Source organism: Aneurinibacillus migulanus, from assembly GCF_001274715.1.
Taxonomy (GTDB): domain Bacteria; phylum Bacillota; class Bacilli; order Aneurinibacillales; family Aneurinibacillaceae; genus Aneurinibacillus; species Aneurinibacillus migulanus.
In genome coordinates this window covers 17,306-26,562 of sequence record NZ_LGUG01000009.1, presented here as the reverse complement: position 1 = coordinate 26,562, position 9,257 = coordinate 17,306, and the positions used below count along the sequence as shown (strand labels likewise).

Annotated in this window: 20 protein-coding genes; 19 read left to right on the top strand and 1 reads right to left on the bottom strand. The window is 45.2% G+C overall.

Annotated features, from left to right (window positions below):
- Positions 1 to 20 precede the first annotated feature (20 nt).
- Positions 21 to 176, bottom strand: coding sequence for a hypothetical protein (locus AF333_RS34005; protein ID WP_158502415.1), 156 nt, complete (start codon positions 174 to 176; stop codon positions 21 to 23).
- Between the two features lie 444 nt (positions 177 to 620).
- Between AF333_RS34005 and rpsJ the strand changes: the two genes are divergently transcribed.
- The 19 genes from rpsJ (at position 621) to rpsE (ending at position 9,254) form a co-directional block, all read left to right on the top strand.
- Positions 621 to 929 carry a 30S ribosomal protein S10 gene (rpsJ, locus tag AF333_RS27310; protein WP_040305031.1) on the top strand — a complete coding sequence of 103 codons (309 nt, stop codon included), beginning with the start codon at positions 621 to 623 and terminating at the stop codon, positions 927 to 929.
- A gap of 85 nt (positions 930 to 1,014) precedes the next feature.
- A complete protein-coding gene (gene rplC / locus AF333_RS27305; RefSeq protein ID WP_043066239.1) occupies positions 1,015 to 1,647 on the top strand; it encodes a 50S ribosomal protein L3 in 633 nt (210 codons plus the stop codon).
- A 20-nt stretch (positions 1,648 to 1,667) separates the two neighbouring features.
- Positions 1,668 to 2,291 (top strand): 50S ribosomal protein L4, encoded by a 624-nt coding sequence (gene rplD, locus AF333_RS27300; protein WP_043066240.1) that lies wholly within the window; start codon positions 1,668 to 1,670, stop codon positions 2,289 to 2,291.
- Positions 2,291 to 2,581, top strand: coding sequence for a 50S ribosomal protein L23 (gene rplW, locus AF333_RS27295; protein ID WP_021624762.1), 291 nt, complete (start codon positions 2,291 to 2,293; stop codon positions 2,579 to 2,581). The genes rplD and rplW overlap by 1 nt, the downstream gene beginning before the upstream one ends.
- Positions 2,582 to 2,612: 31 nt before the next feature.
- Positions 2,613 to 3,446, top strand: a complete 834-nt coding sequence (gene rplB / locus AF333_RS27290) for a 50S ribosomal protein L2 (protein ID WP_043066241.1) — start codon at positions 2,613 to 2,615, stop codon at positions 3,444 to 3,446.
- Between the two features lie 62 nt (positions 3,447 to 3,508).
- On the top strand, positions 3,509 to 3,787 hold the full coding sequence (gene rpsS / locus AF333_RS27285; RefSeq protein ID WP_021624760.1) for a 30S ribosomal protein S19: 279 nt from the start codon (positions 3,509 to 3,511) through the stop codon (positions 3,785 to 3,787).
- Positions 3,788 to 3,821: 34 nt separating this feature from the next.
- The gene (gene rplV, locus AF333_RS27280; protein WP_021624759.1) at positions 3,822 to 4,154 is read left to right on the top strand and encodes a 50S ribosomal protein L22; all 333 of its coding nucleotides are present in this window, start codon (positions 3,822 to 3,824) and stop codon (positions 4,152 to 4,154) included.
- 13 nt (positions 4,155 to 4,167) lie between these two features.
- On the top strand, positions 4,168 to 4,830 hold the full coding sequence (gene rpsC / locus AF333_RS27275; RefSeq protein ID WP_043066242.1) for a 30S ribosomal protein S3: 663 nt from the start codon (positions 4,168 to 4,170) through the stop codon (positions 4,828 to 4,830).
- A gap of 2 nt (positions 4,831 to 4,832) precedes the next feature.
- Complete coding sequence (gene rplP / locus AF333_RS27270; protein WP_021624757.1) at positions 4,833 to 5,267, top strand: 50S ribosomal protein L16; 435 nt, start codon at positions 4,833 to 4,835, stop codon at positions 5,265 to 5,267.
- A complete protein-coding gene (gene rpmC / locus AF333_RS27265) occupies positions 5,257 to 5,454 on the top strand; it encodes a 50S ribosomal protein L29 (RefSeq protein WP_021624756.1) in 198 nt (65 codons plus the stop codon). Before rplP ends, rpmC begins: the two co-directional genes overlap by 11 nt.
- 24 nt (positions 5,455 to 5,478) lie before the next feature.
- Entirely contained in the window at positions 5,479 to 5,745 is a 267-nt protein-coding gene (rpsQ, locus tag AF333_RS27260; protein WP_021624755.1) for a 30S ribosomal protein S17, read from the top strand.
- A 43-nt stretch (positions 5,746 to 5,788) separates the two neighbouring features.
- Positions 5,789 to 6,157, top strand: a complete 369-nt coding sequence (gene rplN, locus AF333_RS27255; protein ID WP_021624754.1) for a 50S ribosomal protein L14 — start codon at positions 5,789 to 5,791, stop codon at positions 6,155 to 6,157.
- Positions 6,158 to 6,220: 63 nt separating this feature from the next.
- Positions 6,221 to 6,532 (top strand): 50S ribosomal protein L24, encoded by a 312-nt coding sequence (gene rplX, locus AF333_RS27250; protein WP_043066270.1) that lies wholly within the window; start codon positions 6,221 to 6,223, stop codon positions 6,530 to 6,532.
- Between the two features lie 25 nt (positions 6,533 to 6,557).
- Positions 6,558 to 7,100 (top strand): 50S ribosomal protein L5, encoded by a 543-nt coding sequence (gene rplE / locus AF333_RS27245; RefSeq protein WP_043066243.1) that lies wholly within the window; start codon positions 6,558 to 6,560, stop codon positions 7,098 to 7,100.
- Positions 7,101 to 7,133: 33 nt separating this feature from the next.
- The gene (locus AF333_RS27240) at positions 7,134 to 7,319 is read left to right on the top strand and encodes a type Z 30S ribosomal protein S14 (RefSeq protein ID WP_040305028.1); all 186 of its coding nucleotides are present in this window, start codon (positions 7,134 to 7,136) and stop codon (positions 7,317 to 7,319) included.
- Between the two features lie 29 nt (positions 7,320 to 7,348).
- A complete protein-coding gene (gene rpsH, locus AF333_RS27235; protein ID WP_043066244.1) occupies positions 7,349 to 7,747 on the top strand; it encodes a 30S ribosomal protein S8 in 399 nt (132 codons plus the stop codon).
- Between the two features lie 30 nt (positions 7,748 to 7,777).
- The gene (rplF, locus tag AF333_RS27230) at positions 7,778 to 8,317 is read left to right on the top strand and encodes a 50S ribosomal protein L6 (protein WP_043066245.1); all 540 of its coding nucleotides are present in this window, start codon (positions 7,778 to 7,780) and stop codon (positions 8,315 to 8,317) included.
- A gap of 34 nt (positions 8,318 to 8,351) precedes the next feature.
- The gene (gene rplR / locus AF333_RS27225; RefSeq protein ID WP_021624749.1) at positions 8,352 to 8,720 is read left to right on the top strand and encodes a 50S ribosomal protein L18; all 369 of its coding nucleotides are present in this window, start codon (positions 8,352 to 8,354) and stop codon (positions 8,718 to 8,720) included.
- 36 nt (positions 8,721 to 8,756) lie between these two features.
- Positions 8,757 to 9,254: a 30S ribosomal protein S5 gene (rpsE, locus tag AF333_RS27220; protein WP_043066246.1), complete on the top strand. Its 498-nt coding sequence runs from the start codon at positions 8,757 to 8,759 to the stop codon at positions 9,252 to 9,254.
- The last annotated feature ends 3 nt before the right edge of the window (positions 9,255 to 9,257 follow it).

Below are 9,257 nucleotides of genomic sequence, written 5' to 3'. Positions count from 1 at the left end.
TCACTGACAGGAGTTTTACTTTATTGTTTTTGATCCTGCACGCCGGTATCACGATAGTTTATTTCATCCTGTTCAATTTCATTCACCAGATTTGAAGTGGTCGGTGTTTTTTCCATTTGATTAATCAGCGTATGCACATCCTGGATATCTTGTTTCTTTTTATTTTTCTGAGCCATTGTTTTCATCTCCTCGTATTATAAGTTTGCGGTAGGAATTCCACTTCATCCTCTTTAACGTGTGAAAGCTGGTGACGATTTATGCATTTGAAAGGTGCATATATATAGGAAAGAATTAGAGAAGAAAACGATTTGGTGCTAAACAAGTAATCTGTATAGAAGTGTAAAATTAAGACCAGATAAAAAAGTAGGGCTCATCTCTTGCTTTTTAAACTCGTATACGATAGAATATTCAAGGTCTGAGTCATTATTTAAAAATGATACAGAACGAGAAAAACCTTGCATTCAACCTATATTTTCGATATAATGTTGAATGTTGGTTTGATGAACGCGATGACGCGGGAGGTTGCTGACACACCAGGCTCCGATGCCATGGCCTGGAGGTCGGGTTTTTCCGCTGAGAATTGTCTGTTTATCAAAATAGGCGACAAAGGAGGGACTAAAATGGCAAAACAAAAAATTCGTATTCGCTTGAAAGCATACGATCACAGAATTCTTGACCAGTCCGCAGAGAAGATTGTTGATACTGCGAAGCGTTCCGGTGCAGAGGTATCCGGCCCGATTCCACTTCCAACTGAACGCAACGTCTTCACGATTCTGCGTGCGGTGCACAAATATAAGGATTCCCGTGAACAGTTCGAGATGCGCACACATAAGCGCTTAATCGACATTGTGAATCCAACACCACAAACGGTTGATTCGCTGATGCGTTTGGACCTGCCATCTGGTGTGGACATTGAAATCAAACTGTAAGTTTAAGTTTGAACGAACATATGAATCGACAATAAATGAACGTACTAAATACATGAATTTGATTACTCAATAGGAGGTGGCTATCATGACCAAAGGAATCTTAGGTAAAAAAGTTGGGATGACCCAGGTTTTTACTGCTGAAGGTATCGTAGTTCCAGTAACCGTTATCGAAGCAGGTCCTTGCGTGGTTCTTCAAAAGAAAGATCAAACCACTGATGGATATGAAGCAATTCAAATTGGTTTCGCTGACAAGAAAGAAGTGCGTGCCAACAAGCCTGAAAAAGGCCATGCAGCAAAAGCTAATACAACACCTAAGCGCTTCGTTCGTGAACTTCGTAACATCGATTTAGCTGGATACGAAGTAGGTCAAGAGTTAAAAGCTGATATTTTTGCAGAGGGAGACGTTGTTGACGTAACCGGAACATCGAAAGGTAAAGGTTTCGCTGGTTCTATCAAACGTCACGGTCAAGCTCGTGGACCAATGGCTCACGGTTCCCGTTACCATCGTCGTCCGGGTTCTATGGGTCCGGTTGCTGCGAACCGTGTACCGAAAGGCAAAGCATTGCCTGGACGTATGGGCGGAGAAAAAATTACAGTGCAAAATCTTGAAGTTGTTTCTGTTGATACAGAGCGCAACTTGCTGTTGATTAAAGGCGCTATCCCAGGCCCTAAAAATAGCTTCGTAGTTGTAAAATCTGCGATTAAAGGCAGCAAATAAGCAGGAAAGGAGGACTCGCAATGCCTAAAGTAACACTTTTCAATCAAGCCGGCTCTCAAGTAGGTGAAATCGAACTGTCCGATGCAGTATTCGGTATCGAACCGAACGAAGCAGTGCTTGCCGACGCAATTATCATGCAGCAGGCTTCCCGTCGTGCTGGTACGCATGCTGTGAAAAACCGCTCTGCGGTAAGAGGCGGTGGCCGTAAGCCTTGGAAACAAAAAGGAACAGGACGCGCTCGTCAAGGTAGCATTCGCTCCCCACAATGGGTTGGCGGTGGTGTGGTTTTCGGACCGACTCCTCGCAGCTATTCTTACAAGCTTCCTAAGAAGGTTCGTCGTCTGGCGATTAAATCCGCTCTTTCTAGTAAAGTAAAGAACGAGGAAATCGTAGTATTGGACGCTCTAAACTTCGATGCACCAAAAACCAAAGAAATGGTGAAAGTGCTCGGAAATCTGAAAGTGGACAACAAAGTGCTTGTTGTAACAGGTGACTATAACGACAATGTAGCGCTGTCCGCTCGCAACATTCCTGGCGTGAAGTTCGTTTCCGCTAATGGAATCAACGTTCTTGATGTTCTGCATCATGACAAGTTGCTGATTACGCAGGATGCAGTCGCTAAAGTTGAGGAGGTGCTTGTATAATGAAAGATCCTCGCGATATTATCAAGCGCCCGGTTATTACCGAACGTACTGCTGACATGATGGGCAGCAACAAATACGTATTCGAAGTTGATTTACGTGCGAATAAAACGGAAATCAAAGATGCGGTTCAACGCATTTTCGATGTGAAAGTCGTAAACGTAAATACAATGCGTGTTAAAGGTAAGCCGAAGCGCGTAGGTAAATATTTCGGTAAACGTTCTGACTGGAAAAAAGCTATCGTTCAACTGAGCGAAGATAGTAAAGCTCTTGAGTTCTTTGAAGGTGTTTAATTCGTAAGACAGAGCGAAGGAGGGAAAACAAATGGCAATTAAAAAGTACAAACCGACTTCTCCTGGTCGCCGTCAAATGACTGTGTCTACTTTTGAAGAGATTACGACTTCCACACCGGAAAAATCTCTGCTTGCGCCGAAGCATAAAAAAGCCGGCCGCAACAACCAAGGTAAAATCACAGTTCGTCATCATGGTGGCGGTCATAAACAGAAGTATCGTGTTATTGACTTCAAACGTAATAAAGACGGTATTCCAGGTCGTGTTGCTACAATCGAGTACGACCCGAACCGTTCAGCTAACATCGCGCTGATTAACTATGCTGATGGTGAGAAGCGCTACATCCTAGCTCCGAATGGTCTGCAAGTAGGCATGACTATTGTATCCGGTGCGGATGCTGATATTAAAGTAGGTAACGCACTGCCGCTGGCTAATATTCCAGTAGGTACAGTTATCCATAATATCGAACTGAAAGCAGGCAAAGGTGGCCAGCTTGTTCGCTCCGCTGGTACAGAAGCTCAGCTTCTTGGCCGCGATGGCGATTATGTAATCGTTCGTCTGGCTTCAGGCGAAACTCGCATGATTCGCAAAGAGTGCCGTGCAACAATCGGTCAAGTAGGTAATGGAGAACACGAACTTATCACTATCGGTAAAGCCGGTCGTTCTCGCTGGTTAGGCAAGCGCCCGACAGTTCGTGGTTCTGTAATGAACCCGAATGATCACCCACACGGTGGTGGTGAAGGTCGCGCTCCAATCGGACGTAGCGGTCCGCTTACTCCTTGGGGTAAACCGACGCTTGGTGCAAAAACTCGCAAGAAAAACAAGCAATCTAGCAAGTATATTGTTCGTAGCCGCAAGAAGAAGTAATATTGCTTAACTAAGGTGCGGTTGCAAGGCACCGCACTTCTATTACGAAGGGAGGTTCGTTCATGGGACGCAGCTTAAAAAAGGGACCTTTTGTTGATGATCATTTAATGAAAAAGGTCGAAGAGCAAAACGAAAAAGGCGACAAAAAGGTAATCAAAACTTGGTCTCGTCGCTCTACAATCTTCCCGGACTTCGTTGGTCACACATTTGCAGTGTACGACGGACGTAAACACGTACCTGTATATGTAACCGAAGATATGGTCGGACACAAGCTTGGAGAATTTGCTCCAACCCGTACCTTCAAAGGTCACGTTGATACCGACAAGAAAACAAGAAGATAATTGATACGTTGAAGTAAGAGAGGGGGTTACTCAAATGGAAGCGAAAGCGGTAGCTCGTAATATTCGTATTGCTCCCCGCAAAATGCGTCTGGTAGTTGACTTAATCCGCGGCAAGCAAGTAGGCGAAGCGATTGCAATTCTGAAGCACACGCCGAAAGCATCATCTCCAGTTGTTGAGAAGGTTTTAATGTCAGCTATTGCGAATGCGGAGCACAACATGAACCTGGATGCTAATAACCTCGTTATTAGCAAAGTATTTGTTGATGAAGGTCCGACATTGAAACGTTTCCGCCCTCGCGCAATGGGTCGTGCGAGCCGGATTAACAAGCGTACAAGTCACGTTACAGTAATTTTATCTGAGAAATAAGGAGGGATAGCGAGTGGGTCAAAAAGTTAGCCCGGTAGGACTTCGGGTTGGCATTATCCGCGACTGGGAATCAAAATGGTTCGCAGAAAAAGATTATGCTGATTTATTGCACGAAGATCTGAAGGTACGTGAATATGTGAAAACCAAGTTGAAAGACGCTTCTGTTTCCACCGTTGAAATCGAGCGTGCTGCCAACCGTCTGAATATTTCTATCCACACTGCTAAGCCAGGTATGGTAATTGGTAAAGGTGGTAGTGAAGTTGAAAAACTTCGCAAAGCACTGTCTGCTCTGACTGGTAAGAAAGTGCACATCAATATCAATGAAATCAAAAATCCTGATATGGATGCAAACCTTGTTGCACAAAGCATCGCGCGTCAATTGGAAAACCGTATTTCTTTCCGTCGTGCGCAGAAGCAATCTCTGCAGCGTTCAATGCGTGCAGGCGCTCAAGGTATCAAAACAATGGTAAGTGGACGCCTGGGTGGCGCGGATATCGCTCGTTCTGAAGGATACAGCGAAGGTACAGTTCCGCTGCACACATTGCGTGCTGACATCGACTATGGTACAGCTGAAGCCGATACAACGTACGGAAAAATCGGCGTTAAAGTATGGATTTATCGCGGAGAAGTTCTTCCTCAAGCGAAGAAGAGAACTGAAGAGGAAGGAGGCCAATAATCATGTTGATCCCTAAACGCGTAAAACACCGCAAGCAGCATCGCGGAAAAATGAGAGGTCAAGCAAAAGGCGGTACTCAAGTAACGTTCGGTGAATATGGCCTTCAAGCTTTAGAAGCCTCTTGGATAACAAACCGTCAAATCGAAGCCGCTCGTATTGCGATGACTCGTTATATCAAACGTGGCGGTAAAGTATGGATTAAAATTTTCCCGGACAAACCAGTTACTGCGAAGCCGCTTGAAGTACGGATGGGTTCCGGTAAAGGTTCCGTTGAGAGCTGGGTAGCAATTGTAAAACCTGGAAAAGTTATGTTTGAGCTGGCAGGTGTACCTGAAGAGGTGGCACGTGAAGCAATGCGTCTGGCTATGCATAAACTTCCGGTTAAATGTAAGTTTGTAAAACGGGAAGAATTGGGTGGTGACGCAAATGAAAGCTAATGAAATTCGCAACCTAACCACTGCCGAAATCGAACAAAAAGTAACTTCCTTGAAAGAGGAGCTTTTTAACCTCCGTTTTCAATTAGCGACTGGTCAATTAGAAAACCCTGCACGTATCCGTCAAGTACGTAAAGATATCGCAAAAGCAAAAACGATTCTGCGTGAACGTGAATTAGGCATTAGCTAATAGATTAGAGAGGAGGTCGCAAACATGGCAGAAGAACGCAACGCACGTAAAGTGGTTCTTGGTCGAGTTGTTTCTGACAAAATGGACAAAACGATTGTTGTTCTGGTCGAAACATACAAAAAACACCCGCTGTACGGAAAGCGCGTGAAATATTCCAAGAAATTCAAAGCTCATGATGAGCAAAACACTGCAAAAATCGGCGATCTGGTAAAAATCATGGAAACTCGTCCGTTGTCTAAAGACAAGCGCTGGAGACTTGTTGAAGTGGTTGAGAAAGCCGTTATTATCTAAAGTAAAATGAACGTTTAGTTACATCTGAAGGGAGGGACTCTCCGTGATCCAAACTCAATCTCGTTTGCGTGTAGCCGATAACTCCGGTGCAAAAGAATTAATGTGCATTAAAGTATTGGGCGGTTCCGGCCGTAAATTCGCTAACATTGGTGATGTTATTGTTTGCTCGGTAAAACAAGCAACACCAGGTGGCGTTGTTAAGAAAGGCGATGTGGTGAAAGCTGTAATCGTTCGTTCTAAGAGCGGTGCTCGTCGTAAAGACGGTTCTTACATTCGCTTTGATGAAAATGCAGCAGTTATCGTTCGTGATGACAAAGGCCCGCGCGGAACTCGTATTTTCGGACCGGTTGCCCGGGAACTTCGTGACAGAGACTTCATGAAAATCGTTTCTCTGGCTCCTGAAGTACTGTAAATCCTGCTTACAAAGGCATTAAGTTAAACATAAGGAGGTGCCGTCATGTCCGAACAAAAGAAAATGCATGTGAAATCCGGTGACAACGTAGTTGTTATCAGCGGTAAAGATAAAGGCAAAAAAGGACGCATTCTCGCTGCTTACCCGAAAACAGGCCGTGTGCTTGTAGAAGGCGTAAACATGGTGAAGAAGCATACTCGTCCGAACGCTAACAATCCGCAAGGCGGTATTGTTACGCAAGAAGCTTCTATTCATGCTTCTAATGTAATGATCGTAGACCCGAAAACGGGTGAACCGACTCGTATCGGTTCCAAAGTTGTAGACGGAAAGAAAGTACGTATCGCAAAAAAATCTGGCGAAGCATTGGATAAGTAGTCAGGTCGGAAAGGAGGTCATCTAGATGGCTGCAAGAATGTTAGAGCAATATAAAGAGAAGATTTCTCCTGCTTTGATGCAGAAGTTCGGATATAAGTCTGTCATGCAGGTTCCGAAAGTCGACAAAGTTGTTATTAATATGGGTTTGGGTGAAGCAGTATCCAATCCAAAAATCCTGGACAGTGCGGTTCGTGATCTAGAAATCATCGCTGGTCAGAAGCCAGTTGTTACTCGTGCGAAGAAGTCTATCGCTGGTTTCCGTCTTCGCGAAGGCATGCCAATTGGTGCGAAAGTAACACTGCGCGGTGAGCGCATGTACCATTTCCTGGATAAATTATTTAATATCTCTCTTCCACGCGTACGTGACTTCCGCGGTATTTCCAACAAAGCATTTGATGGACGCGGAAACTACACGCTTGGCTTGAAGGAGCAATTGCTCTTCCCGGAAATCGAGTACGATAAAGTGGATGCTATCCGCGGAATGGATATCGTAATCGTAACAACAGCACAAACGGACGAAGAAGGCCGCGAACTTTTGACTCAATTGGGCGCTCCTTTCGCCAAGTAATTTCGGATTCCTATACGATAAGGAGGGAAACACGTGGCTAAAAAATCAATGATCGTGAAACAGCAACGTAAGCCGAAGTTTAAAGTACAGGCCTACACACGCTGCGAACGTTGTGGTCGTCCGCATTCTGTGTATCGCAAGTTTAAACTTTGCCGCATTTGTATTCGCGACTTAGCATACCAAGGCCAACTGCCTGGAGTGAAGAAAGCAAGCTGGTAATCCCGTAGAATGGGAAGGAGGTTAAACATATGGTAATGACAGATCCAATTGCAGATATGCTTACTCGCATTCGCAATGCCAATATGGTACGTCATGAGAAGTTGGAAGTACCTGCTTCCAAAATCAAGCACGCAATTGCGAGCCTGCTGAAAGAAGAAGGCTTCGTTCGTGACGTAGAATATGTAGAAGATAACAAACAAGGCATTCTCCGTATTTTCCTGAAATACGGTGCGGATAATGAACGCGTCATCAACGGTCTGAAACGCATCAGCAAGCCTGGCTTGCGCGTTTACGCTAACAAAGGCGAGGTTCCTCGTGTTCTGGGCGGATTAGGAATCGCCGTTCTTTCTACTTCAAAAGGCGTTATGACTGATAAACAAGCTCGTCAGCAGCAAGTAGGCGGCGAAGTGCTAGCATACGTTTGGTAATACATTCGACGACGAATGGAGGTGTAACGAATGTCCCGTATTGGTAAAAAACCGATCGCTATTCCTGAAGGAGTAGACGTGAAGCTTGATGGAACAGTATTGACTGTTAAAGGTCCGAAGGGTACGTTAACCCGTACGCTTCATGAAGAAGTGATTGTGAAAGTGGAGGGCAACGAAATTAACGTTGAACGCCCTTCCGATCACAAACTGCACCGCGCTCTGCACGGTACAACTCGTAGCATTATCGCCAACATGGTAGAAGGCGTAACGAACGGATTCTCTAAAACGCTTGAACTCGTTGGTGTAGGTTACCGTGCTACTAAAAGTGGCAGCAACCTGACACTAAACGTTGGTTATTCTCATCCAGTTGAAATCACTCCGGAACAAGGCATTGAATTCGAAGTTCCGGCTCAAACGCAAATCATTGTCAAAGGTATCGACAAAGAGCGCGTAGGCCAAATCGCTTCTGAAATTCGTGCGGTACGTAGACCTGAGCCTTATAAAGGTAAAGGTATTCGCTACCAAGGCGAACGCGTACGTCGTAAAGAAGGTAAAACTGGTAAGAAGTAATCGCTAAGGCGTATGTAAGAAAGGAGTGAATCACGTGATCTCGAAACAAGACAAAAACAAAGCACGGAAGAAAAGACACCTTCGGGTTCGTAAGAAAATATCCGGTACTGCTCAAGCTCCTCGCTTGAACGTATACCGTTCTTCTAAGCATATCTATGCTCAGTTAATTGATGACGTAGCGGGCGTGACAATCGTTTCTGCTTCTACTGTTGATCCTGAGTTGAAAGATCAAGTGAGCCATGGCGGCAACCAAGAAGCTGCTGCTAAAGTTGGCGAGCTGATCGCAAAACGCGGTATCGAAAAAGGCGTAAAAGAAGTCGTGTTCGACCGCGGTGGTTATCTGTACCACGGACGTATTAAAACTCTTGCAGATGCTGCGCGCGAAGCTGGCCTGCAATTCTAATTGAACGAAATTCCTTACACAAGGAGGGAAAACTTCATGCGTATTGACGCTTCGAACCTGGAGTTGGAAGAAAGAGTTGTCGCCATTAACCGCGTTGCGAAAGTGGTTAAAGGTGGACGCCGTTTCAGCTTCAGTGCTCTAGTAGTCGTTGGCGATAAGAACGGGCATGTAGGTACTGGCATGGGTAAAGCTCAAGAGGTACCGGATGCAATCCGTAAAGCCATCGAAGATGCAAAGAAAAACTTAATTAAAGTTCCTCTCGTGGGAACAACTCTGCCTCACGAAATCAACGGACGCTTCGGCGCCGGTAAAGTGTTCATGAAGCCTGCTTCAGAAGGTACTGGAGTTATCGCTGGTGGCCCGGTTCGTGCGGTGCTTGAGCTTGCCGGTGTAGGTGACGTATTAAGTAAGTCTTTAGGCTCTAACAACCCGATTAACATGGTAAATGCTACGTTAGAAGGTTTAAGCCGTCTGAAAACTGCCGAGCAAGTTGCAAAACTGCGCGGTAAAACTGCGGAAGAGCTTTTAGGTTAGGGG

Bases quoted from the DNA above. Each gene is read 5' to 3' on its own strand.
- AF333_RS34005 (WP_158502415.1), bottom strand. From the start codon at position 176: ATGGCTCAGAAAAATAAAAAGAAACAAGATATCCAGGATGTGCATACG.
- rpsJ (WP_040305031.1), top strand. From the start codon at position 621: ATGGCAAAACAAAAAATTCGTATTCGCTTGAAAGCATACGATCACAGA.
- rplC (WP_043066239.1), top strand. From the start codon at position 1,015: ATGACCAAAGGAATCTTAGGTAAAAAAGTTGGGATGACCCAGGTTTTT.
- rplD (WP_043066240.1), top strand. From the start codon at position 1,668: ATGCCTAAAGTAACACTTTTCAATCAAGCCGGCTCTCAAGTAGGTGAA.
- rplW (WP_021624762.1), top strand. From the start codon at position 2,291: ATGAAAGATCCTCGCGATATTATCAAGCGCCCGGTTATTACCGAACGT.
- rplB (WP_043066241.1), top strand. From the start codon at position 2,613: ATGGCAATTAAAAAGTACAAACCGACTTCTCCTGGTCGCCGTCAAATG.
- rpsS (WP_021624760.1), top strand. From the start codon at position 3,509: ATGGGACGCAGCTTAAAAAAGGGACCTTTTGTTGATGATCATTTAATG.
- rplV (WP_021624759.1), top strand. From the start codon at position 3,822: ATGGAAGCGAAAGCGGTAGCTCGTAATATTCGTATTGCTCCCCGCAAA.
- rplP (WP_021624757.1), top strand. From the start codon at position 4,833: ATGTTGATCCCTAAACGCGTAAAACACCGCAAGCAGCATCGCGGAAAA.
- rpmC (WP_021624756.1), top strand. From the start codon at position 5,257: ATGAAAGCTAATGAAATTCGCAACCTAACCACTGCCGAAATCGAACAA.
- rpsQ (WP_021624755.1), top strand. From the start codon at position 5,479: ATGGCAGAAGAACGCAACGCACGTAAAGTGGTTCTTGGTCGAGTTGTT.
- rplX (WP_043066270.1), top strand. From the start codon at position 6,221: ATGCATGTGAAATCCGGTGACAACGTAGTTGTTATCAGCGGTAAAGAT.
- rplE (WP_043066243.1), top strand. From the start codon at position 6,558: ATGGCTGCAAGAATGTTAGAGCAATATAAAGAGAAGATTTCTCCTGCT.
- rpsH (WP_043066244.1), top strand. From the start codon at position 7,349: ATGGTAATGACAGATCCAATTGCAGATATGCTTACTCGCATTCGCAAT.
- rplF (WP_043066245.1), top strand. From the start codon at position 7,778: ATGTCCCGTATTGGTAAAAAACCGATCGCTATTCCTGAAGGAGTAGAC.
- rpsE (WP_043066246.1), top strand. From the start codon at position 8,757: ATGCGTATTGACGCTTCGAACCTGGAGTTGGAAGAAAGAGTTGTCGCC.